This is a genomic window from Aeromonas sp. ANP5 (genome assembly GCF_963870295.1).
Lineage (GTDB): Bacteria > Pseudomonadota > Gammaproteobacteria > Enterobacterales > Aeromonadaceae > Aeromonas > Aeromonas veronii.
Genome location: NZ_CAWMRY010000036.1, coordinates 23,546 through 46,406 on the forward strand (window position 1 = coordinate 23,546; position 22,861 = coordinate 46,406).

At 59.6% G+C, this 22,861-nt stretch carries 19 protein-coding genes; 14 read left to right on the top strand and 5 right to left on the bottom strand.

Annotated features, from left to right (window positions below; translation table 11 throughout):
* Positions 1-159 precede the first annotated feature (159 nt).
* The 8 genes from AACT07_RS17900 to AACT07_RS17935 all read left to right on the top strand — a co-directional run bounded on the left by AACT07_RS17900 (position 160) and on the right by AACT07_RS17935 (position 7,839).
* Entirely contained in the window at positions 160-1,062 is a 903-nt protein-coding gene (locus AACT07_RS17900; protein WP_043822581.1) for a cation diffusion facilitator family transporter, read from the top strand.
* 146 nt (positions 1,063-1,208) lie between these two features.
* Positions 1,209-1,493: a DUF3811 domain-containing protein gene (gene yjbD / locus AACT07_RS17905; protein ID WP_005340165.1), complete on the top strand. Its 285-nt coding sequence runs from the start codon at positions 1,209-1,211 to the stop codon at positions 1,491-1,493.
* A gap of 595 nt (positions 1,494-2,088) precedes the next feature.
* Positions 2,089-2,301 (top strand): transcription antiterminator/RNA stability regulator CspE, encoded by a 213-nt coding sequence (gene cspE, locus AACT07_RS17910; protein ID WP_005316548.1) that lies wholly within the window; start codon positions 2,089-2,091, stop codon positions 2,299-2,301.
* A 305-nt stretch (positions 2,302-2,606) separates the two neighbouring features.
* Complete coding sequence (locus AACT07_RS17915; RefSeq protein WP_069529272.1) at positions 2,607-3,965, top strand: NCS2 family permease; 1,359 nt, start codon at positions 2,607-2,609, stop codon at positions 3,963-3,965.
* A gap of 238 nt (positions 3,966-4,203) precedes the next feature.
* Positions 4,204-5,274 carry a dihydroxyacetone kinase subunit DhaK gene (gene dhaK / locus AACT07_RS17920; protein WP_005340163.1) on the top strand — a complete coding sequence of 357 codons (1,071 nt, stop codon included), beginning with the start codon at positions 4,204-4,206 and terminating at the stop codon, positions 5,272-5,274.
* Between the two features lie 9 nt (positions 5,275-5,283).
* Positions 5,284-5,913, top strand: coding sequence for a dihydroxyacetone kinase subunit DhaL (gene dhaL / locus AACT07_RS17925; RefSeq protein ID WP_069529274.1), 630 nt, complete (start codon positions 5,284-5,286; stop codon positions 5,911-5,913).
* Between the two features lies 1 nt (position 5,914).
* Positions 5,915-6,631 carry a dihydroxyacetone kinase phosphoryl donor subunit DhaM gene (gene dhaM, locus AACT07_RS17930; RefSeq protein WP_069529276.1) on the top strand — a complete coding sequence of 239 codons (717 nt, stop codon included), beginning with the start codon at positions 5,915-5,917 and terminating at the stop codon, positions 6,629-6,631.
* A gap of 125 nt (positions 6,632-6,756) precedes the next feature.
* Positions 6,757-7,839, top strand: coding sequence for a glycerol dehydrogenase (locus AACT07_RS17935; RefSeq protein WP_069529278.1), 1,083 nt, complete (start codon positions 6,757-6,759; stop codon positions 7,837-7,839).
* A 90-nt stretch (positions 7,840-7,929) separates the two neighbouring features.
* Here the strand turns inward: AACT07_RS17935 and dhaR are convergent, their stop codons facing one another.
* The 5 genes from dhaR to AACT07_RS17960 all read right to left on the bottom strand — a co-directional run bounded on the left by dhaR (position 7,930) and on the right by AACT07_RS17960 (position 16,202).
* Positions 7,930-9,831, bottom strand: coding sequence for a dihydroxyacetone kinase operon transcriptional regulator DhaR (dhaR, locus tag AACT07_RS17940; protein WP_069529296.1), 1,902 nt, complete (start codon positions 9,829-9,831; stop codon positions 7,930-7,932).
* Positions 9,832-10,008: 177 nt separating this feature from the next.
* On the bottom strand, positions 10,009-12,315 hold the full coding sequence (locus AACT07_RS17945; protein WP_069529280.1) for a hypothetical protein: 2,307 nt from the start codon (positions 12,313-12,315) through the stop codon (positions 10,009-10,011).
* A 138-nt stretch (positions 12,316-12,453) separates the two neighbouring features.
* A complete protein-coding gene (locus AACT07_RS17950) occupies positions 12,454-13,524 on the bottom strand; it encodes a helix-turn-helix transcriptional regulator (protein WP_069529281.1) in 1,071 nt (356 codons plus the stop codon).
* Between the two features lie 207 nt (positions 13,525-13,731).
* On the bottom strand, positions 13,732-14,817 hold the full coding sequence (gene ydiK, locus AACT07_RS17955; protein ID WP_069529283.1) for an AI-2E family transporter YdiK: 1,086 nt from the start codon (positions 14,815-14,817) through the stop codon (positions 13,732-13,734).
* Positions 14,814-16,202 (bottom strand): bifunctional NUDIX hydrolase/phosphatase PAP2 family protein, encoded by a 1,389-nt coding sequence (locus AACT07_RS17960; RefSeq protein WP_069529285.1) that lies wholly within the window; start codon positions 16,200-16,202, stop codon positions 14,814-14,816. The genes ydiK and AACT07_RS17960 overlap by 4 nt, the downstream gene beginning before the upstream one ends.
* A 185-nt stretch (positions 16,203-16,387) precedes the next feature.
* Here AACT07_RS17960 and AACT07_RS17965 point away from each other — a divergent pair, with 185 nt between their 5' ends.
* From AACT07_RS17965 to AACT07_RS17990, 6 genes are all read left to right on the top strand, one after another.
* Complete coding sequence (locus AACT07_RS17965; RefSeq protein WP_005340143.1) at positions 16,388-16,768, top strand: hypothetical protein; 381 nt, start codon at positions 16,388-16,390, stop codon at positions 16,766-16,768.
* 255 nt (positions 16,769-17,023) lie between these two features.
* Positions 17,024-17,422, top strand: coding sequence for a ribosome-associated heat shock protein Hsp15 (gene hslR, locus AACT07_RS17970; protein ID WP_005340141.1), 399 nt, complete (start codon positions 17,024-17,026; stop codon positions 17,420-17,422).
* A gap of 77 nt (positions 17,423-17,499) precedes the next feature.
* Positions 17,500-18,384 (top strand): Hsp33 family molecular chaperone HslO, encoded by an 885-nt coding sequence (gene hslO / locus AACT07_RS17975; RefSeq protein WP_005340140.1) that lies wholly within the window; start codon positions 17,500-17,502, stop codon positions 18,382-18,384.
* 149 nt (positions 18,385-18,533) lie between these two features.
* Entirely contained in the window at positions 18,534-20,159 is a 1,626-nt protein-coding gene (gene pckA / locus AACT07_RS17980; protein ID WP_005340139.1) for a phosphoenolpyruvate carboxykinase (ATP), read from the top strand.
* A 193-nt stretch (positions 20,160-20,352) separates the two neighbouring features.
* Positions 20,353-21,018: a GntR family transcriptional regulator gene (locus AACT07_RS17985; RefSeq protein ID WP_069529286.1), complete on the top strand. Its 666-nt coding sequence runs from the start codon at positions 20,353-20,355 to the stop codon at positions 21,016-21,018.
* Positions 21,019-21,051: 33 nt separating this feature from the next.
* A complete protein-coding gene (locus AACT07_RS17990; RefSeq protein ID WP_005355029.1) occupies positions 21,052-22,854 on the top strand; it encodes an aminopeptidase P family protein in 1,803 nt (600 codons plus the stop codon).
* Positions 22,855-22,861: the final 7 nt, after the last annotated feature.

Sequence of the window (22,861 nt, forward strand, 5' to 3'; positions counted from 1 at the left end):
CCCTCTCATTATTTATTGCCGCGCAAGATGCCACCATTTTAATAAGCATTCGCAATATCATCGAAAACATCAGGTTACAACACCGAATAGGTTATTTCCGAACAGCCGGATATAATGCGCGCCGCACCGAAATATCCGTTTTATTCAGGAAGCTGTGACATGAACAGAAAAACCAGAGCCGCCATGGTGTCGGTCTGCTCCAATATCAGTCTGATCATCATGAAAATGGTGGCAGGTTTCGCCAGCGGCTCGGTCAGTATCATCTCGGAGGCGATCCACTCCGCCATGGATCTGGTGGCGGCCCTGATCGCCCTGTTCGCGGTGAAAAAGTCCGATCTCCCGCCCGATGAGCGCCACCCCTATGGTCACGACAAGATTGAAAATGTCTCCGGCGTCATCGAAGCACTGCTTATCTTGCTGGCCGCAGGCTGGATCATCTTCGAAGCCGTCGACAAACTGATCACCCCCAGCCCGATTGAAAGCATTGGCTGGGGCGTGCTGGTGATGGTGATCTCGGCGCTGGTCAACAGCGGCGTCTCAGCCTACCTCTACAAGGTGGCCCGAGAGGAGGAGTCGGTCGCGCTGGCTGCCGATGCGCTTCATCTCAAGGCGGACGTGCTCACCTCCGCCGGGGTCGCCGTCGGTCTTGGCGGGATCTGGCTGGCCGGTCTGTTCGGCCATTCACTCGCCATCCTAGATCCGCTGGTCGCCATTGCGGTCGCCATCTTTATTGTCAGAGAGGCGATCAGCATGCTCAACGAGGCCTTCCAGCCGCTGATCGACCAGAGCATGAGCCCGGAAGAGCTGGCGATGACCAGCCGCATCATCACCGAATGCTGCCCTGCCGCCAGCGGTTTTCACGATCTGCGCAGCCGTCGTGCCGGTCGTCGTCGCCATATCGACTTCCATCTCACACTGCCCCCGGAGATGAGCATCGGTGAAGCTCACGATATCTGTGATCGCATCGAACACGCCATCATGGCGCAGCTGCCCCACGCCATCGTGCTTATCCACGTCGAGCCGGAGGAGCAAGAGCTGCCCTCACCGCTCGCCATAAATTGAAATGTGGCAAACAGGCGGGAAAGTGGCAGCGAAATAACGGAAAGTTGGCACAAACCCGCATTTTTACTGCCGGAAAGCCGATTGCATAAGAAGTGATCGGCACAACTGTGTTAGGGTGTCTAACCACCCTGCCGCAGGAGCGCGCCGTGAAAAAGCTGGAAATGAAAGATCTGACCGAGGCCGAAAAAGCCGAGATAGCCTTGTTATTGCAAAAGGCACAAGCCAATGCAGACCACCAGCTGACCAACGGAGAGCGGAACAAGATCCGCGAAGAGGGTCGCCTGAAAATTGTGGCGGACCGCGCCGAAGCAGCCAAGGCAGCCTCCAAGCTGGCTCGCGAGAAAGCCAAAGAGCGTGCCAAGAACCAGGTACTGCCGGAAACCTTCAGCTGGATTGATTCGGTCAGCAACAAGTTTCGCAGCAAGCGCTGATCCCTTCTTGCGAAACGCCCGCTGGCACTTGGTGCCAGCGGGCGTTTGCATGTCTGGGCGATGCTCGATGCGCCAGATTTGGCGCTGCCATTGATTTGCAGCCCAGAAGCTAATCGCAGCAGCAAAGAAGTGATTTACATTGTGAGTTAGAGAAAACGCCAACTGACAATCCACGTCTCTCGCCACCTTTTCATTTTTTCTCATATTTTTTGCCAGAACTGGCTACATAGTCAGGACAAAAAAGCCGAATCCGGTTTGCTACAGGGTGATATGAGTCTGCACTGATTTTTCTATGCCGTTGAAATGCATCATGTTTACTATAAAAAATGATATTTTTGGCTGTTACAAAACATTAATATCGAGATAAAGTTTGCTTTAAAAATGAGAGCGTGTTTTAATCTTTCTCGATGGTTCGGCAGTTCAGACCTGATTATGTTAGGCAGTCATTTTAGTAAAGCAGTGATTAGCATAAGCGTTATCCTCGGATAATTCTTATCAAATAATTCTCCTTCTTTAGTGCTCCCCATACGTATTGCTGACGAAAAATCAAAAATTGCCATTTAGGTGGCATTCAACACTATTTAAGGAAATTATTATGTCTAACAAAATGACTGGTACCGTTAAGTTCTTCAACGCTGAGAAAGGTTTTGGTTTCATCTCCCCGGCTGACGGCAGCAAAGACGTGTTCGTACACTTCTCCGCTATCCAGTCCACCAGCTTCAAAACCCTGGACGAAGGTCAGCGCGTTGAGTTCACCATCGAGCAAGGCCAGAAAGGCCCGGCTGCTGCCAACGTAGTTGGTCTGTAATTCAAGCCGGAGCATGCTGCTGATGGCTTATGCCAGCTGCTGACAGCTCTGCAAGAATTTAAAAAAACCCGCTTCGGCGGGTTTTTTGTTTTTCCCCGCTTTTTCCTCACTGATCTCCCCTCCCCCGACAGCTTGATCCCTCCCTTACACGCTCTCACCGCTTGGGTCTTAGAATGAGCTCCGAATGGACTCAAAATGTAAAATAGTGACGAAAAAGTCCGGTTATCCGCTGTATTTGCCGCGAATTCTTGCTATTTTGCGCGCCACCAACGCAAACGATTTCCTTCACACTTTCAGGATTAGTTATGGCAAAGCAAGATATGGCCGCCCAAACAGGGACTGGCGGCTTTCTGGACTCTTATTTTTCCATTTCTGCGCGCGGCAGCAGCGTGCGTCAGGAGCTGGTCGCGGGGCTGACCACCTTCCTGGCGATGGTCTACAGCATCATAGTGGTGCCGAACATGCTGGGTGCCGCCGGCTTTGAGCAGGGCCCGGTGTTTGTGGCCACCTGCTTGATCGCCGCCTTCGGCTCCCTGCTGATGGGGCTGTGGGCCAAGCTGCCAATGGCTATCGGTTGCGCCATCTCCCTCACCGCCTTTACCGCATTCAGTCTGGTACTGGGTCAGGGACTGAGCATTCCGGTCGCGCTGGGCGCCATCTTCCTGATGGGGGTGCTGTTCACCCTGATCAGCGTCACCGGCGTGCGCCAGTGGATCCTGGACAACCTCCCCTCCGGCATCGCTCACGGCACCGGCATCGGTATCGGTCTGTTCCTGCTGCTGATCGCCACCAACGGCGTTGGCATGGTGATCAAGAACGAAGGGGCCGGTCTGCCGGTTCAGCTGGGTGAAGTGACCTCCTTCCCGGTGATCATGACGGTGCTGGGTCTGGCCGCCATCTTCGGTCTGGAGCGCCGCAAGGTGCCGGGCGGCATCCTGATGGTGATCATCGCCATCTCCATCCTCGGCCTTATCTTCGATCCGAAAGTGACCTGGCAGGGCTTCTTCGCCATGCCGAGCCTGACTGGCGAGAAGGGCTCGCTGGTAGGCAGCATGGATCTGCTGGGCGCCCTCAATCCGGTGGTCATTCCGACCGTACTGGCACTGGTGATGACCGCCGTGTTTGACGCCACCGGCACCATCCGTGCCGTGGCCGGTCAGGCTGGCCTTATCAACGAGCGTGGCCACATCATCAGCGGCGGCAAGGCCCTGACTGCCGACTCCGTCAGCAGCATGGTAGCAGGTGCCGTTGGTGGTGCTCCGGCTGCCGTCTACATCGAATCCGCCGCAGGCACCGCGGCCGGTGGCAAGACCGGTCTGACCGCCGCGCTGGTCGGCGTGCTGTTCCTGCTGATGATCTTCCTCTCCCCGCTCAGCTATCTGGTACCGGCTTACGCCACCGCACCAGCCCTGATGTACGTCGGTCTGCTGATGCTGGGCAACGTCACCAAGCTGGACTTCAGCGACTCGGTCGATGCCCTCTCCGGCATGCTGTGCGCCGTCTTTATCGTGCTGACCTGCAACATCGTCACCGGCATCATGCTGGGCTTCGTGGCGCTGGTCGTTGGCCGCATCTTCGCTGCCGAGTGGAAGAAGCTGAACGTCGGCACCGTCATCATCGCCCTGGCGCTGGTGATCTTCTACGCCGGTGGCTGGGCCATCTAACCCGTCCACATATTCCGGTTATAGCAAAGGGCCCTGCGGGGCCCTTTTTCATGGCTGTGAGTCAGCTAACAGTTTCCCACCCGCCAGCCCTGCGCCGTTTCAGATTGAAACGCCCATCCCCCTTCTGCTGTTTCAAATCCGAACCAAATCGCCCGTCATTTTTATCCCTTTTCCTGTCGTTAGACTGGCTCCATCAACCATTTGCCCACCCGAGCGGTGGCAAGCCAAGGAGTGAGCCATGAAGAAACTGATCAATGCCGTCGATGCCGTGGTCCGTGAACAACTGATGGGGATGGCAGCCGCCCACCCCGAGCTCAAGGTACGTATCGAACCCCACTACATCACCCGCGCCGATTCCCCCGTGATGGGCAAGGTGGCGCTGGTCTCCGGCGGTGGCAGCGGCCACGAGCCGATGCACGGCGGTCTGGTGGGCAAAGGGATGCTGGATGGCGCCTGCCCCGGCGAGATCTTTACCTCTCCGACCCCGGATCAGATGTACGAGTGCGGTCAGGCCGTTGATGGCGGCGCGGGCGTGCTGTTTCTGGTGAAGAACTACACCGGCGACGTACTCAACTTCGAGACCGCGGTCGAGCTGCTGCACGGCGACGGCGTCAAGGTGGGCTTCGCCCTGATCGATGACGACGTGGCGGTCAAAGACAGCCTCTACACTGCCGGTCGCCGTGGGGTTGCCACGACCGTGCTGTGCGAGAAGCTGGTCGGTGCCGCCGCCGAAGCGGGCTACGATCTGGCACGTTGCGAGGCGCTGGCCCGTCGCATCAACAACCAGAGCCGCACCATAGGCGTGGCCATGCATGCCTGCACCGTACCGGCCGCTGGCAAGCCCTCCTTCACTCTGGCGGACAACGAGCTGGAGTTCGGCGTCGGTATCCACGGTGAGCCGGGCATCGAACGCCGCCCTTTCACCGACCTCAATACCCTGGTGGACGACATGTTCAGCGAGCTGGCTGACAATACCCCCTATGGCCGCACCCTGCGCCACTGGGATCGCACCAGCGGCAGCTGGCAGGAGGAGCACACCTTTATCGAACCACTCAACAAGGGTGATCGGGTCATCGCGCTGGTCAACAGCCTCGGTGGCACTCCTATCTCCGAGCTCTATGGCGTCTATGGTCGCCTTGCCACCCTGTGCGAAGAGGCGGGCATCCATCTGGTGCGCAACCTGATTGGCCCCTACTGCACCTCCCTCGACATGACCGGTATCTCCATCACCCTGCTCAAGGTGGATGACGAGCTGATGACCCTGTGGGATGCCCCCGTTCACACCCCCGCCCTGCGTCGTGGCTGCTAAGGAGAACCCATGTTAAGCAAGCATCACATCGTCAACTGGCTGCTCGACTGCGAACACATCTTTACCGAGCAGCGTGACTACCTCACCGCGCTGGATACCGACATCGGCGACGGCGACCACGGCCTCAACATGCAGCGCGGCTTCACCAAGGTGGCCGAGAAGCTGCCAGCAGTGGCGGACAAGGATATCGGTCAGGTGCTGAAAACCACCGGCATGACCTTGCTCTCCTCGGTCGGCGGCGCCAGCGGCCCGCTCTACGGCACCTTCTTTATCCGGGCCGCAGCCAGCAGCGATGCTTGCCAGAGCCTGAGCCTCAGCCAGCTATGCAAAATGCTGAGCGATGGCGTCGAGGGGATCGTCTCCCGCGGCCGCGCCGAGCCGGGCGACAAGACCATGTGCGATGCCTGGTGGCCGGCACTGGCGGCCCTGCAACAGGCGCAGCAGCAAGAGCTGCCCCTGAACGAAGCGCTGGACAAGGCGGTGGCAGCCGCCGCAGCAGGTACCGAGGCGACCATCCAGATGCAGGCCCGCAAGGGGCGCGCCAGCTATCTTGGTGAGCGCAGCATCGGCCATCAGGATGCCGGGGCCACCTCGACCCTGCTGCTGCTGACCGCCCTGCGTGACAGAGCGAGGTTGTGACATGATCGGAATCGTAGTTGTCTCTCACAGCGCCCAGCTGGCAGCCGGCTTGAAGGCGCTGGCCGACCAGCTCGGCAGCCCGGCCCGATTGCTGCTGGCGGCCGGGGTCGATGACCCCGACCACCCCATCGGCACCGATGCCATCGCGGTGATGAGTGCGATTGAAGAGGCGGATGACGGCAGCGGTGTGCTGGTGCTGATGGACTTGGGCAGCGCTCTGCTCAGCGCCGAGACCGCCCTCGAACTGCTGCCCCCGGAGCTGAGTGCACGGGTACGGCTCTGCCCCGCACCGCTGGTCGAAGGTACTCTGGCCGCCGTGGTGGCGGCCGGTTCCGGCCTGACGCTGGACGAGGTGGCCGCCGAGGCGCTCGGTGCCCTTGGCCCGAAACAGGCGATGCTGCCTGCCAGCGCGGCGCAGGCCGCCACCGAGACAGCCCCCGTTGCCGACGACGGATGGCTGCGCTGCGAGGTGGTGGTGGATAACCCCCACGGCCTGCATGTGCGCCCCGCCGCCCGGCTGGTAGCCGCCCTCAAGCCCTTTGCCGCTGAGCTCAAGCTGCAAAAGGGGGATAAAGAGGCCAATCCCCGCAGCCTGACCCGGCTCGCCATGCTCAACGTGCGTCAGGGCGACCAGCTCACCCTGCTGGCGCGCGGCGAGGATGCCAGCGCCGCACTGACCTGCTTCCAGCAGCTGGCCGACGAGCGCTTCGGCGACTGACGCCACTGTTTCAAGGGGCTGCACTCGCTCGCTGAGCCAGTGCAGCACCATTCAAGACGAAGGAGTCCCCGGCACTGCCGCCCCTTCGCCCCGATTCTTAATTCATAAAGAGAGAGGGATAAAATATGGACCGCATTATCATCAGCCCCAGCAAATACGTACAAGGCAACGGGGCCCTCGCCAATATCGGCAACTACGTCAAGGCGCTCGGCGCCAAGCCGCTTATTCTGGCTGACGCCTTCGTCACCAAGCTGGTAGGTGATACCGTGGCCACCAGCTTCCACGGCGCAGGCATCAAGCCGGAGTTCGACTGCTTCAACGGCGAGTGCTCCCGCCCCGAGATCGACCGCCTGCTGGCCCGCTGCCAGCAGACCCCGTTTGACGTCATCATCGGCATCGGCGGCGGCAAAACGCTGGATACCGCCAAGTCGGTCGCCTTCTACCAGAAGGTGCCGGTGGTCATAGTGCCCACCATCGCCTCCACCGATGCCCCCACCAGCGCGCTGGCGGTCATCTACACCCCGGAAGGGCAGTTCAGCGAATACCTGATGATCCCGACCAACCCCAACATGGTCATCATGGATACCGGCGTGGTCTCCCGCGCCCCGGTGCGGCTGTTGGTCTCCGGCATGGGGGATGCGCTCTCCACCTACTTCGAGGCGCGCGCCAACAAGGTCTCCGGTTGCCAGACCATGGCCGGTGGCGCCTCCACGCTGGCGGCGCAGGCCATCGCTGAACTCTGCTACAAGACCCTGCTGGCCGATGGCTACAAGGCCAAGCTGGCGGTGGAACAGGGGCTCTGCACCAAGGCGGTGGAGAACATCATCGAGGCCAACACCTACCTGAGCGGTATCGGCTTCGAGAGCAGCGGACTGGCCGCCGCCCACGCCATCCACAACGGTCTGACCCAGCTGGCCGAGTGTCACCACCTCTACCACGGTGAGAAAGTGGCGTTCGGTACCCTGGTGCAGCTGGTGCTGGAGAATGCGCCGATGGCGGAGATCGAGACAGTGCTGGGCTTCTGCCGCTCGGTGGGCCTGCCGACCAACCTGCATATGATGGGGGTCAAGGAGCTGGATATGGCGCGCCTGATGGAGGTGGCCAAAGCCTCTACCGCCGAGGGCGAAACCATCCACAATATGCCGTTCAAGGTCACCGCCGAGGATGTGCTGGCGGCCATCGTCACCGCCCACCAGCTGGGGCTGTAACCACGCCACCGCTGACCTTGCCATATAAAAACGGCCCCGCAACTGCGGGGCCGTTTCGTTTTCTGCGGGCCAGTTGGCGACGGGTCGCCGTCAGCCGTGATAGTCGGTGGGATCGATCTCGAGCAGTTTGAGCCGCCGCCATAGGGTGGTGCGACTGATGCCAAGATGCTGGGCCATCTGGCTCACCTGCCCCTTGCAGGCGTGAGCGCAGCGCAGGATGGCCTGCCGCTCCAGCTCCGCCAAGGTGAGCAGCGGTTGCCCCACCACCTCGTCCGCCACCTGCTGATAACCGTGGCGAATGGCGGCGGGCAGCGCCTCGGGCGGGATCGGCCCCTGACCGGCGTGGAGCAGGGCATGCTCGACGGCGCTGCGCAACTCCCCCAGATTACCGGGCCAGGGATAGGCGAGCAGACAGTCGAGGGCCGCCGGACTGAACTGGCGCACCGGCTCGCGCCCCTGCACCGCTAACTGCTGGCTGATCAGGCCCGGCAGATCCGCCGCGCGCTCCCGCAGCCCCGGCAGCCACAGCTCGCACGCCTGCAAGGCATAGAGCAGCTGGCGGCCAAACAGCCCCTCCTGCACCAGCTGCTCCAGCGGGGCGCTGCTGGTGGCGATGATGCGCACCTTGAGCGGCAGGATGCGGGCCGAATCAAAGCGCTGGATGCGGCCGGTCTTGAGCAGTTGCAGCAGCGCCGCCTGCATGGGAGCAGAGAGGCACTCCACCTGCTCCAGCACTAACGTGCCGCCGTGGGCCAGCTCGAACTTGCCCGCCCGTTCCTGCCCCGCCTCGTCGGAACCCATCAGCTCCAGCGCCATCCGCTCGCTCGGCAGCGCCTTGCAGTTGAGGGTAATGAGCGGCCCGGCGGCCCACTCACTGCCAAAGTGGATCGCCTCCGCCAGCTGGGCCTTGCCTACCTCCTCCTCGCCGCGCAGCAGGATCGGCCCCTGACTCTGGGCCGCCTGCCGGGCGTAGCGCAGCAGCTTGCGCATGGCGCTCGACTCCCCCACCAGTGCCGACAACTCGGGCACCGTCTGGCGCAGCTGATGGATGGCCCGCAGCCGATCGACCGGGTGCAGCAAGGCGATAAAGCTGACCCCCTCCGGCCCCGGCAACGGCTTGAGGCTCACCAGCGCATTGATAAACTCCCCCTCCTGCGCGCCGAGCCGCTCCAGCGTCACCTCCACATGGCTGAGCGGCGTCTGCCCCCTGATGGCCAGTTGCAACCGCTGTGGCAACAGCAGGTGCTGCTCCAGCGGCTGGCCGAGACAGAGCGCAGGATCGAGCCGCAGCCGGTTGGCCGCCAGCGCGTTGAGGTAGCGCAGCCGTCCCTGCGGGTCCCAGGCCAGCACGCCGTCATCCATGCCATCGAGCAGGGCGTAAAGTTCGCTCAGGTGGTGCTGGGACTCCTGCATCAGGGTCTCCATCTGCAGCAGATGGGCCAGCTCGCGCCCGGCGCTGACGGTGAGCGCCAGATCGCCGGCGCTCGCCTCCTCCACCTTGCAGATCAGAGCGATGATGGCGACCTGACGACCATTGCTGTTGTAAACCGGGCTGGCGCAGCTGTGCCACGGGTGGAGGGTCTGATTGAAGTGCTGGGGGCCGCTGACGCAGAGCGGCATGCCCTCCAGCGCCGCCAGATTGATGGCATTGGTGCCGATGCGCCCCTCGCTGAAAAAGGCGCCGGGGCCAAACCCCAGCGCTGCCAGCTCGCGCAGGGTGTCGGGATGGCCGGTCTGGGCCAGTAGGCAGCCGCTCTCGTCGGTGAGCAGCAGGGCGCAGGGGCGCCCCTCCATAAATTCGTAGAGATCTTCGAGGGCCATCTCGCCGGTGGTGAGCAGGTCGCGCTTGCGCTGGCGCAGGCTCTGCAAGGTCTGCCCCTTGGCGCTGTGGGGCGGATGCCAGAGGGTGGCACTGGTCTGGTGGGCGCAGCGCAGCCAGGATGCCTGCAGATAGTCAGGCCAAGCGAGCAGCGGCTGAAGGTCAGATGGCATGGTCACAGCAATATCCGGCAAGATGTGAGCCGACCATTTAACCACGCCAGCTCCCCCGATTCAGTGACCTGCCTCAGAGGGTGGCAACCACAACGCCGGAGATATCGTTCGTCATAAATGCATCACGGGGCCTCAGGAGCCCCGCGATCACTCTATTTATAAACTCCTCCCTGACAATCAAGGAGCCATGGCTACGTCAGCATCCGCTTCACGCAGGTAAAGTGTTGTAAATGGGCCTGTGTCACTCCAGCGCTTGAATGTCATGATCCCTTTCGCTGGGTCAACGCCGTCAAGCGAAGTAATCCGTTGCTCCCAGCAAGTCCACCAGGCACAGGGTTCCGAACCAATTCCTTTCAGGACAACCAGCGAAGTCATGCCCCCCGCCTGTTGTAGCAACAGGTCCTGTGTGCCGACACGCTGACCATTCACCGTCATTTTTTGTTTGCCAGAGGCACCAAGCCAACTGTCGTTTGTCACCAGATACCCTTTGAACGCAGTGGTAAACAGAGGACCAGACAGCGCAACTTGGTCACAAGCCCCCAATCCGGGCAGCTCAGCGGCTGTAATTTGAGCAAAGCTCTTGCCTTCTGCCAACAGCGCGAGCACTTTGCTAGGGAGATTGTCCACCGCTTGACTACCCCACTCGGCATAGTTATGGCCAATCCACCACCCTTTCATTGCATCCCCATCAACCTTGTGCCGACGCATGACCTTGAACTCCTGGCCAATATCGTTACGGTTGAAGTCATATCCATCCAGCGCAATGTGCTGCCAAGTCACATGGATCTGCTGCTCATCGGCAGATACCTCTTTCTGTTGCACTTTGTACTGATGGAACAAGTAGCCATCCGGGTGTGAGTCATCGCTCTTGCGCAGCTGTTTCTCCTCATCCAGCAAATAGCGCTTCCCTTCCATGGTTAACTGCTGTAGCCCATCTCCCAGGGGGATAGATTCGACCACATTTTCGTACCAATAAGGCAAACGTGTATCTGTGTGGAAGTTGTAGTCCGCATACTCTTCGAACGAATCATCGAGAGGATTGGCCCAAACAATTTTTCCTGACTCATAACGCGTTGTGCCATTTTTGCGACTGAGCAGTGACTCTCGCTGATTGATGGAGCCATCAGCGTTCCAGTCACTCTCATGTGTGATACGTACACCGTCGCCTTCTTTAGCGTAATGCTCCAGTCGGCGGAAACCGGGTTGCCCCGGATTGTCCGGCTTGAACCAGTCGCGCGTCGGTGCATCGGTTTTGTACTCGATCATCTCGATGTCGTGGCCCGTGGCATTGGCATTTTTCGTCCACATCTGAACAAAATCGATAGTACTGTAATCCTGCGCTACGAACTCGGCTCGCAAGTCTCGCCCTTCATATATACGTTTGGGATCATTGCACTGATGTTCATTCAGCTCTTTGCAGTTGGTATCCTCGTCAAAATATTCCACCCACTTGGTGTCGTTCCCCACACTCAGCGATTGTCCCTTGAAGTTTCGCTCGCCATCCTTGTTAAAGTCATGTTCCCATTTTGCATAGCGCTCTATGATTCCATCAGCTTTGCGTGTTGTCTCCAGGCTCCATGTGGTAGCGATCAGTGGTTTGCCATTGTATCTCTCATAATCGTTGGCATTTTTATCCCAGTAATATTTGGTACCTTGGCTTACCTCGACACCGCCCTCCGTTTTACGGGTGGCAAACTCAATGGTGAATGTTGCCTTATGAGTGTTGTAATTGATTTCACTCTTCAGGGTGGGAGCTCCCTGAACGGTGATCTGTTCATCTGTCAGTTTGTCGTAAATAGCAGTGGCTTGACCGCTTTTATTGTTCAGAGCCAAACGCAGGACATCCTGTTCGTTTGCCTCTGCTGGCAGCGAGGCTGGTAGCGCATCGGCGATAACTTTGGCGATAAACAGGGCCCGCCCATCACCCAACGCGACAAAGTCTGCATCCAGCATGTCTGAAGATATGCCCAAGCGCTGAGCCAATGCTTCACGAGCCTGTGCCAGATCGCTATATTTCTGTGTTTCGAGATGCAGCAACGTGGTCAGAGGAGATACGACTCGTTCTGCACCATTACTGCCCGAACCTGCAGGAGCAACCATAGTAAAGGCGGTGTCAACAGGTCCTCGTTCCAGATCGACGGTCTCGCCGGGAATGGTTTCCACATACACATTGGTGCGCGCTTGGCCAGGCTCAAGGGTGAACAGCACTCTCCCCTCACTATCTGACTTGGCTGAGGGTTCTGCTGCATCACGCAGGCCATTTCCGTTGAGATCGATCCACACCAATGCGCCCTGTAACACGCCATCAATCGCTCTTATCTGAAGCGTGGTTTTAGGCTCGGGTGGCGTTGTGCTGTCACCACTACTGCCTCCGCCACCACAGCCGCCAAGAGCGGTAATGATGCTGGCGGCCAGCAATGATTGAGTAAAAAGTTTCATATATCCCCCGGTCCCTGACTTTTTATATGGCTTGCTGTCATCCATGACGGATGCACCGACAGACCCCTTTAAATAACTGACATGTCGCTTTAGCGACTGTGTTGGTTATAGGCTCGTCGTGCATAAACCGCATCCCCCTATCGGGGGATCGGTTGCATGTGGGGAAGGAGAGTAGTGGTGTATTTAATGAGAAATATTGAACAACAAGTTAAGTAGATCGTTTTGGTTGTTGGTGCCAGTTTTATGCAACAGCATTTTTATTTGGCTTTTGCCGGTTTCGACCGAGACACAGCGAAGACGAGCGACCTCTGCTCCGGTCAGGCCACGTGAGAGCAAAGTAAGCACATCCTGTTCGCTCTTGGTCAGGCCATAGAGTAGCTCCATGCGTTGAAGGTGCCGCTCATGCTCCCATCGCGGGTCAATCAGCATCAATTCAAACCATCCGACGGGCTCTGGCAGTGGAATCCATTCGAGGATTACGCGATGAGATTCTGATAGAGGCAGAACAAGACGCCCTTCACTCCCACGGCTCAACGATTCCCGCCAAAGAGTCTGCCAGCGAGAAGGGATGACCAGTTGAAGGTCAACAGGGCTCTGTGTGATGCGATATTCACCCAGCGCCTGTTGCATGGCTCGATTGGCCAGCTGCAGATGTCCATATTGATCCACAACGGCGCGGGGACGATTATCCCGCTCCAGCAGGGCAGTCAATAGTGTACGTTCCTTATTGAACCTCTGACGTCGACGATAACTTCTGGCCCAACATCCCAAACCGTCGGAGAGCAACTGCAACATCTGTTGCTCAGCCGGGGTGAAAGGGGATTGTGTCTGATCCCGATGGAGAGTGATCGCAAACTCATCAATGGTACTCAAAGGAACCAGAATGCACAGAGCATAGCGAGCCTGAAAACGCGGCACCATCTCTTCCCTGAACACGGGGTTGTCGATGCGATCAAAGTTCAACAGCTGATCAACGATGACAGCCTTGCCAGCGAGCATGTTCTGCATATAGGTATTGAGAAAGACATCGTCTGCCATGCGTTCAAAATAAAATGCCAAGTCAGAGCGAGAGTAGCTTTTGGTCCAAACGATGGCATCCTCAGGGGCGTGCCTTGGCGCCAGCACCACGCTGGCAGCGGATGCATTGAACAGGACTCTCACCTCATCAAACAATTTGCACAGGAGTTCATAGTCTTGCTCCGCTTCGTAGAGGCGCCCCTGCAATTCCAGTAGCTTCGAGATACAAATTGACATACACACCAACCTCCACTGTTAGCGTGATGATATGGGTACTACCCATTCTGGCGCATACAGAAGCCAGTGAAAGCGAGCCTGTCTATTTATGTGATCTGTGGTGGAAGTGAATCGCCATAAATCTCGTTCGTCAAAAACCAAAGAGCCGCCCGGTGGGCGGCTCTTTGTATCAGCGATGGATGGCTGAATCGTCTTGCTACCGAATCGTCACTCTGCCTTGGGCGGTTCAACCGCGGCAGCCGCCGGTTGGTCATCTTCCTTGATCCAGGCATCCAGCAGGGTGTAGCCCACCGCCAACACGACCGGGCCGATAAAGAGACCGATGATCCCCATGGTCAGCAGGCCACCGATTACCCCCACCAGAATGAGGATGAGCGGCAGGTCGGCGCCCCGCTTGATCAGGAAGGGGCGCAGGAAGTTGTCCATGGTGCCCGCAATCAGTGACCACACCAGCAGGAAGGAGCCCCAGGTAGTGTCGCCGCTCCAGTAGAGGTAGCCGATACAGGCCAGCAGCACCGGGAAGGGGCCGATCTGGGCGACGATCAACAGGAACATCACCACCACCAGCACCATGGCGTAAGGGATACCGGCAATCAACAGGCCGACACCGGCTACCGAGGATTGCACCAGCGCAGTCACCACCACCCCCATCGCCACGGCACGGATCGCCTGTGAAGCGAGCACAGTGGCGTTGTCGCCACGCTGACCCGCCAGCCGGTGGGCGAAGCGGCGAATGCCAGTCGCCACCACTTCACCCGAGTGATAGAGCACACCGCAGATACCGACCGTCAGCAGGAAGTGAACGAACAGCAAGCCAAGATTACCGGCCTGAGAGGCCAGCCAGCGGGCGGTCTGACCAAAATAGGGGGCCAGCTTGGCAAACAGCACCTGACCACCGCTCGCCAGAATTTGCTGCCAGAAGTCATAGAGCTTGTCGCCCACCAGCGGGATCTGTTGCAGCCAGAGCAGCTCGGGCGGTGGTGACTGGCTGATATGGGTACCCAGCTCGATCAGCATGGGCGCCTTCTCCGCCACATTGGCCAGCGTCATAAAGAGCGGGATGACAAACATCAGCAGCAGTACCAGCGTCATAAAGAGGGCCGCCAGGGTGCGCTTGCCCCACAACAGGCGCTGCACCATCAACATCAGCGGCCAGGTGGCGATGGTGATCATGGTGGCCCACACCAGCGCAGGCAGGAAGGGCTGCAACACCAAGAAACAGGAGATAATCAGGATGCTGAGAAACAGCACCCCCAGGGTTATCTTGGCCAAATCCACTTTTTTCACATTCATAGAGTTCCCTTGTCAGAGCCATTGCCCTTGGGTCGTGTGTCGCATTTCAAGAAAGAGAGTATCCACCAGAGGCCAGCGCTCAACCAGAGCCCCAGCCCGAAAAAGAGCACAAACTGACCAAGCAGGATAGTGAGCGAACTACTGGTCAACAGCGGCAATGCCCAGAGTCCTGCCCCTATCACCGCGCCCCCCGCCAGGGTGACCACGCCGGTCACAATGGGGGGATAACCGCCGCGGATCAGGGAGCGCAAACCGCCAACCCAGAGCCCGAGCGCTGCCATGCCGATCCCGGCCAGATGGGCCGATTGGGTCAGCCCCCCGAGCGCCAGCGCAGATGCAATCAGCAGCAGCCAAGCCGCCGACTGCCTGTCGGCACGCCAGCAGGGGCGGGCGGCCAGCAGAAAGGTGCCTATCAGCAGGCCAACCGCCACATCGGAGATAAAGTGCACCCCGAGCCAGACCCGCGCCAGACCTGTGCTCAGCGCCAGCAGCAAGGCCAGCGAATAAGCCAGCCCGCGCCGGGCAGGCCAGAGCCAGCCAAACAGTGCCCCCCAGAACAGCAGGGCCGAAGCGGTATGGCCGCTCGGCATGCCAAAGCCTTGCGCGCTCTGGGCCGCCAGCAGCGGTTGCAGATGGAAGGGGCGCGGCCAGCCGATCCCCTCCTTGCTCGCCTGCACCAGCAAGCCAAGCCAGAGCATGGCGAACAGCAACTGGCGCAGCCGCGACCACCCCAGCAGCGGAAGCAGCAAAGGTATCAGGGCAAGCTGAAAGCCGCCTGAACCAAACAGATTGCTGACCGACAGCCACCAGACATCGGGCCCCAACCACTGTTGCAGGTGCAGCATCAGCGGGATCTCGGCCTGATGCAGCGCATTGCCCTGCGCCACGAAATCGGCCTGCCAGTGCACCTCGCTCTCGGGCACCTTATCCAGTCGGGATTGCAGCCAGTCGAGCTGATCCGGGAAGCGGCGCTGCTCGCGGGGGAGCTGGTCGATGGCGATCAGCCGGGCGTTAAGGATCTCCCCCCCCAGATTGGGGGCCTTCAGCAGCGAGACAAAATCGGAATCTTGCTGCGCGACAATCGGTTCCAGCGTGCGACAAGCGAAGATGACCGCCCGCTGCCAGCGGCCCAACTCCTGCACCACCTCCCCCCGCAAGCCGGTTTCTTCATAGAGTTCGCGCAGCGCCGCCTGCTCGGGGCGCTCGTCGCCATCTATGTAGCCGCCGCTCAGGCTATAGCGGGAGGAGATGCGATCCTGCACCAGCAGCAGTTGATCCTGATGACGAATGGCGCAGGCCGCTGCCGTGGGGCCAGCCGGTTCGGCACTCAGGGGTGGCAGAGCGGCAAACAGCGCCAGCAACAGTAAAAAGAGGGTTCTCGACATCAATTTGCTTTCCCTATGCACAATGGCGACAAGCCTCCCAGAAATCAGATAGTTGGGCAACGGTAGCGGCCAGATTGCCGCCGTTCCCGCCGCGCTGGCGGTGCACGGAAGATTGCGATGAAGCAGGGCACTCCCTACTATTGGCGGCTATCTTCAATTTCATGCAGCAACTGCTGGAGCCCTCCATGAGACAGTTCGGCTTTTTCCTCGGCATCGCCATCGGTGTCATCCTGATCCTGTTCGGCAGCATCGTCATCTTCCAGGCGCTCCCTGCCGCACTGGATGTACTGGAGATGCCGAGCCGCATCCCGTTCGTGCGCGAGGTCTACACCTGGCTGATGACCAGCGCCAACGGCCTGACCGCCCAGCTGGAGCAGAACTTCCTGGAAGCCTTCCAGACCGTGCTCAAGCTGATCCTGCTCATCACCTTCATGTGGGTCTGCGTCAAGCTGGTCAACATGGGGGTGCTGATTATCCGCGCCGGAGTTGATCTGATCCGCACCGCCATCGCCCACAGCGAAGGCCCCCACGACCAGAAGAAGCCGGATCAGCACGATCACTTCTGACTAAGCAGTGGTCAACGGATGTGAACGCTGCCGCCCCCAACCGGGGCGGCAGCTTTATATGTGCGGTATGGAGGCCCTTCTCAGCCCCCATGGATACCCGATAAAGCAGCGCTTTCCCTTGTGAATCAGCAAACTGCCCATATGTTGCATCACCTTGACATGGTTTGCGCCCCGCGCGGCGGCTGCCCGGTTTCTATCCCGACCCCGTGCTCTGGTATAATCGACCACCTCTTTTCCCCGTTATGGAGCCTGTTCATGCCCAATCATGCAGAAAGTGCCCTCGAGGTTCGTCTCGACAAGTGGTTGTGGGCAGCCCGTTTCTACAAGACCCGCTCCATTGCGCGGGATCAGATAGACGGGGGCAAGGTGCACTACAATGGTCAGCGCAGCAAACCGGGCAAACAGGTGGAAGTGGGGGCATTGATCCGCTTCTGGCAGGGGCAGGACGAACGCGAAGTGCGGGTGCTGGCCTTGAGCGAGCAGCGCAAATCAGCCCCGCTGGCCCAGCAGCTCTATGAAGAGACCGCCGAGAGCCTGAAAAAACGGGCCGAGAACAGCGAGGCGCGCCGCTTCAACAGCCAGTTTGCCCCCAGCCCCGAGCGCCGCCCCGACAAGCAGGAGCGACGCCAGTTGCTCAAGGTCAAACAGTACTGACCGACCCCGATTTGATACCGGGCTGGCAGCAACCCCAGTCCGCCCGATTTACCTCACCGAAAAGCCAGGAATACATGATGAGCAACCAAGATCTGCTGTATCGCTATCTGTTTGAAGAGTACGAAGTGCGTGGCGAGCTGGTCCAGCTGGATCACACCTACCGCCACGTGGTGGAAGCCCAGAACTACCCGGTGCAGGTGCAAAAACTGCTGGGCGAGCTGCTGGTCGCCACCAGCCTGCTGACCGCCACCCTCAAGTTTGAAGGCTCCATCACAGTGCAACTGCAGGGCGATGGCCCGGTGCGTCTGGCCGTGATCAACGGTGACAACAACCAGCAGCTGCGCGGCGTGGCCCGCTATGAAGGCGAGCTGCCGAGCGATGGCAAGCTGCAGAGCCTGATTGGCAACGGCCAGCTGATCATCACCATCACCCCGGAGCAGGGCGAGCGCTATCAGGGCATCATCGCGCTGGACGCCGACACCCTGGCGGGCTGCCTGGAGCACTACTTCGCCCGCTCCGAACAGCTGGCCACCAAGCTGTGGATCCGCACCGGCTACCACGAAGGTGCGCCGCGCGCTGCCGGCATCATGCTGCAAGAGCTGCCCGCCCAGAGCGAGGATCACAGCAACGACTTCGATCACCTGACCCAGCTCACCAGCACCATCAAGGATGAAGAGCTGTTCGGCCTGCAGGCAGAAGAGATCCTCTACCGTCTCTACCATCAGGACAAGGTGCGGGTGTTCGATCCGCAGGCGGTCGAGTTCCGTTGCACCTGCTCCCGCGAGCGCTGCGAAGGGGCCCTGTTGCAGATAGAAAAGGAAGAGGTCATGGAGATGGTGCAGGAGCTCGGCAAGATCGACATGCACTGTGATTATTGCGGCGCCCAGTACCAATTTAATGGGATCGATGTCGAAACCCTGTTCAGCAGGGCTCCCGGCAATGATGCAAACCAGTTACACTAATTAAAGGCGGGCAAAACCCGCCTTTAACTTTAATAACAAAAAAACACCCTATTTTATAAAGTTTGATGGCGATCGCTAAACTCTACCACCTAAGTGATAGGATGAACGTCAGATAGAACCCTACAAACCTCTGAACCCAGGAGAATACAATGACAATCGTGGCAGAACCCACCCTGGCCCAACAATTAGGACTGGACCAGTACGGCATCAAAAACAGCCAGGAAATCGTTCGCAACCCCTCGTACGAGCAGCTTTTCGCGGAAGAGACTCGCCCTGACCTGGAAGGGTTCGAGCGCGGCGTCGTCACCGAACTGGGCGCCGTCAACGTCAACACCGGTATCTTCACCGGCCGCTCTCCGAAAGATAAATATATCGTCAAAGATGCCACTACCCAGGATACTGTGTGGTGGTCTGACCAGGGTAAAAACGATAACAAAGCGATTACCCCCGAAGTGTGGTCACATCTGAAAGGGCTGGTTACCAAACAGCTCTCCGGCAAGCGCCTGTTTGTGGTCGACGGCTTCTGCGGTGCCAACCCGGACACCCGCCTGGCCGTGCGCATCATCACCGAGGTGGCCTGGCAGGCACACTTCGTGAAAAACATGTTCATCCGCCCGAGCGATGAAGAGCTGAAAACCTTCAAGCCTGACTTCGTGGTGATGAACGGTGCCAAGTGCACCAACCCGAACTGGAAGGAGCAGGGTCTCAACTCCGAGAACTTTGTTGCCTTCAACATGACAGAGAAGATGCAGCTCATCGGTGGCACCTGGTACGGTGGCGAGATGAAGAAGGGCATGTTCTCCATGATGAACTACTTCCTGCCCCTGCGCGGCATTGCCTCCATGCACTGCTCCGCCAACGTGGGTCAGGACGGCGACGTCGCCATCTTCTTCGGCCTCTCCGGCACCGGCAAGACCACCCTCTCCACCGATCCCAAGCGTCAGCTGATCGGCGATGACGAGCACGGCTGGGATGACCACGGCGTGTTCAACTTCGAAGGGGGCTGCTACGCCAAGACCATCAAGCTCTCCGAAGAAGCAGAGCCGGACATCTACCACGCCATCCGTCGCGATGCGCTGCTGGAGAACGTGACCGTTGCTGCCGATGGCACCATCGACTTCGATGATGGCTCCAAGACCGAGAACACCCGCGTCTCCTACCCCATCTATCACATCGACAACATCGTCAAGCCGGTCTCCAAGGCAGGTCACGCCACCAAGGTGATCTTCCTGACTGCCGACGCCTTCGGCGTGCTGCCTCCGGTCTCCAAACTGACCAAGGAGCAGACCAAGTACCACTTCCTGTCTGGCTTCACCGCCAAACTGGCCGGTACCGAGCGCGGCATCACAGAGCCGACTCCGACCTTCTCCTCCTGCTTCGGCGCAGCCTTCCTCTCCCTGCACCCGACCAAGTACGGTCAGGAGCTGGTGAAACGGATGGAAGCGGCAGGTGCAGAAGCCTATCTGGTCAACACCGGCTGGAACGGCACCGGCAAGCGCATCTCCATCAAGGATACCCGCGCCATCATCGATGCCATCCTGGATGGCTCCATCGAGAAGGCCGAGACCAAGGTGCTGCCGATCTTCAATCTGGAGATCCCGACCGCGCTGCACGATGTGAACCCGGCGATCCTCGACCCGCGCGACACTTACGCCGACAAGGCTGAGTGGGATGCCAAGGCCGTCGATCTGGCAGGGCGTTTCATCAAGAACTTCGAGCGCTTCACCGATAACGATGAAGGCAAACGTCTGGTTGCGGCAGGCCCGCAGCTGTAACAGGCTCGCTTCGTATCAGTGACACCATGCCGGTCAGCTATGCTGACCGGCATTTTTGTTTTTGTGGAGCCCCGAACGCCGCCATCGGCCCCGTTAAAGGGGCCAAAACCTTGCCTTTGCCCATTGTGACAGGTTAGATTCAGCCAAACTTTATACAATATACAATTCTGTAACGCCCAATCGTGACCCGACCATGACCCCACCCTACAAGACCCGAACCCAGATGGTGATGGAAAACCTCCGTGGCCGGATCCTCCGTGGGGAGTTCCCCGCTGGCGCCCCCTTGCGTCAGGATGCCATTGCCAAAGAGCTGGCCGTGAGCCGCATCCCGGTGCGCGAAGCCCTGATGCAGCTGGAAGCGCAGGGGCTGGTGAAGTTCGAAGCCCATCGCGGCGCCGTGGTCACCATGCTGGACGCCTCGGCCATCGAAGAGCTCTTTTATTTGCGAGCGCTGCTGGAAGCCGATACCCTGTTTCACGCCGTCGACAAGATGACGGAAGCCACCTTCGCACAAGCGGAGGCGATCCTCGCCCAGTTTGATCGCGCCCTGGAGTCAGGCACCCAGATCGAACATTGGGCCGAGTTGAACCACAGCTTTCACGCCACCCTCTATCAGGCAGCCGGTCGCCCCCAGGCACTTGAACTGATCGCCCAGATCAATCTGAGCTGTGACCGCTATGTCCGCTTCGAGCTGCTCTTTGCCAGCGACGGGGTGGACAAGGCGGAGCGTGAACACGCCCAATTGCTGGAACTGTGCCGCGCCCGGCGCAAGCACGAGGCGGTGGTGCTGCTCAGGCAGCATATCGAAGCAGCGGGTCAGTCGATCAAGCGGATCCTGGCCAGCGGCCATAAAAACTGAACACTCATATAGCAACCATCTGGCACTAACGACATGAATAATTTCGAGATAATTGAAACCCGCGTCGCCCAAGTCAGGGCCGAGCTGGCCATGCAGGAGTTGGACGCCTTTATCGTCCCCCACGATGATGAGCACCTCGGCGAGTACATCCCCGCCTATGCCGAGCGGCTTGACTGGATCACCGGTTTCAACGGCTCTGCCGGCGTTGCCATCATCATGGCCCAGCGGGCAGCCCTCTTTGTCGATGGTCGCTATACGGTGCAGGCGCGGATGCAAACCCCCGCCGAACTGTTCGAATTCCTCCACCTCATTGAAAATCCTCATGTCCAGTGGCTGGCCGAGCAACTGCCGTCAGGCTCCCGGGTTGGCTTCGATGCCCGCCTGCACAGCCTGACCTGGTACAAGAATGCCAAAGCCGTGCTGGCCGATCGCGGTATAGAGCTGATCCGTGTCGAGCAGAACCCCATCGACCTGAACTGGAGCGATCGCCCGGAGCCGACCAAGAGCCCGGTCATCCTCTACAGCGAGGAGTTGGCGGGCCAGTCCAGCCAGTCCAAACGTGAACAGCTGGCGGCCGACCTGCGCAAGCGCGGGCTGGATGCCGTGCTGCTGACCCAGGCCGAGCCCATCAACTGGCTGCTCAACCTGCGCGGCCGCGACATCGACCGGCTGCCGGTGGTGCTGGGCTTTGCCGTGCTCTACGCCAACACCAGCATGGATTTCTTCGTCGATACCGACAAAATTGACTGCTTCGCCTTTACCCAGCACGTGGGGCAGGATGTCTCCGTCTACCCCATCGACAAGCTGGGCGACGTGTTGCAGCGCATCGGTGAAGATCAGCAGAAGGTGCTGGCCGATCCGGACAGCGCCAACGCCTGGACCCAGCTCGTCATGGAAGAGGCGGGTGCCATTCTGGTGGCAGGACAAGACCCCACCATGCTGCCGAAAGCGTGCAAAAACGAGATCGAGCTGACCGGCATGCGTGCCGCTCACCTGCGCGATGGTGTGGCTATGACCCGCTTCCTCGCCTGGCTGGATCGGCTGGTCGCCTCCGGCGAGTTCGAGGGGGTGGATGAAGGCACCCTGGCCGATCAGGTGGAAGCGTTCCGCCGCGAGCAGGAGCACTACGTCGAGCCAAGCTTCGATACCATCTCCGCGCTAGGCCCCAACGCCGCCATGTGCCACTACCACCACACCAACGGCACCCCCCGTGCGTTCGGTCAGGACAGCCTCTATCTGCTGGACTCCGGCGCCCAGTATATGGATGGCACCACCGACATCACCCGCACCATCAAGGTGGGTGAGGTGAGCGACGAGCAGAAAGCGATGTTTACCCGGGTACTGCAGGGCCATATCGCGCTGGATCAGGCCCGCTTCCCCCGTGGCACCGCCGGTATCCAGCTCGACGTGCTGGCCCGCATGCCGCTGTGGCAGGCCGGTTACAACTACGACCACGGCACCGGCCACGGCGTCGGCCACTTCCTGAGTGTCCACGAAGGGCCCCAGCGCATCGCTCCGAAAGGGAGCATGGTTGCCCTGCAACCGGGCATGGTGCTCTCCAACGAGCCGGGCTACTACCGTGAAGATGGCTTCGGCATCCGTTGCGAAAACCTGGTAGTGGTGACCGAGCTGGAACAGGTTGGCGAGCTGCCAATGCTGGGCTTCGAGCGTCTGACCTACGTGCCTTTCGATACCCGCCTGATCGACCGCAGCCTCCTGAGCCCGGCCGAATTCCGCTGGATCAACGAATACCATGTCGAGGTGTTCCGCCGCCTGAGCCCGCTGCTCGAGGGCGAGGATCTCGCCTGGCTGGAGCAGGCAACCAGCCTCATCTGATGACACA

Coding starts and splice junctions, on each gene's coding strand:
- AACT07_RS17900 (WP_043822581.1), top strand. CDS start 160: ATGAACAGAAAAACCAGAGCCGCCATGGTGTCGGTCTGCTCCAATATC.
- cspE (WP_005316548.1), top strand. CDS start 2,089: ATGTCTAACAAAATGACTGGTACCGTTAAGTTCTTCAACGCTGAGAAA.
- AACT07_RS17915 (WP_069529272.1), top strand. CDS start 2,607: ATGGCAAAGCAAGATATGGCCGCCCAAACAGGGACTGGCGGCTTTCTG.
- dhaK (WP_005340163.1), top strand. CDS start 4,204: ATGAAGAAACTGATCAATGCCGTCGATGCCGTGGTCCGTGAACAACTG.
- dhaL (WP_069529274.1), top strand. CDS start 5,284: ATGTTAAGCAAGCATCACATCGTCAACTGGCTGCTCGACTGCGAACAC.
- dhaM (WP_069529276.1), top strand. CDS start 5,915: ATGATCGGAATCGTAGTTGTCTCTCACAGCGCCCAGCTGGCAGCCGGC.
- AACT07_RS17935 (WP_069529278.1), top strand. CDS start 6,757: ATGGACCGCATTATCATCAGCCCCAGCAAATACGTACAAGGCAACGGG.
- dhaR (WP_069529296.1), bottom strand. CDS start 9,831: ATGCCATCTGACCTTCAGCCGCTGCTCGCTTGGCCTGACTATCTGCAG.
- AACT07_RS17945 (WP_069529280.1), bottom strand. CDS start 12,315: ATGGATGACAGCAAGCCATATAAAAAGTCAGGGACCGGGGGATATATG.
- AACT07_RS17950 (WP_069529281.1), bottom strand. CDS start 13,524: ATGTCAATTTGTATCTCGAAGCTACTGGAATTGCAGGGGCGCCTCTAC.
- ydiK (WP_069529283.1), bottom strand. CDS start 14,817: ATGAATGTGAAAAAAGTGGATTTGGCCAAGATAACCCTGGGGGTGCTG.
- AACT07_RS17960 (WP_069529285.1), bottom strand. CDS start 16,202: ATGTCGAGAACCCTCTTTTTACTGTTGCTGGCGCTGTTTGCCGCTCTG.
- AACT07_RS17965 (WP_005340143.1), top strand. CDS start 16,388: ATGAGACAGTTCGGCTTTTTCCTCGGCATCGCCATCGGTGTCATCCTG.
- hslR (WP_005340141.1), top strand. CDS start 17,024: ATGCCCAATCATGCAGAAAGTGCCCTCGAGGTTCGTCTCGACAAGTGG.
- hslO (WP_005340140.1), top strand. CDS start 17,500: ATGAGCAACCAAGATCTGCTGTATCGCTATCTGTTTGAAGAGTACGAA.
- pckA (WP_005340139.1), top strand. CDS start 18,534: ATGACAATCGTGGCAGAACCCACCCTGGCCCAACAATTAGGACTGGAC.
- AACT07_RS17985 (WP_069529286.1), top strand. CDS start 20,353: ATGACCCCACCCTACAAGACCCGAACCCAGATGGTGATGGAAAACCTC.
- AACT07_RS17990 (WP_005355029.1), top strand. CDS start 21,052: ATGAATAATTTCGAGATAATTGAAACCCGCGTCGCCCAAGTCAGGGCC.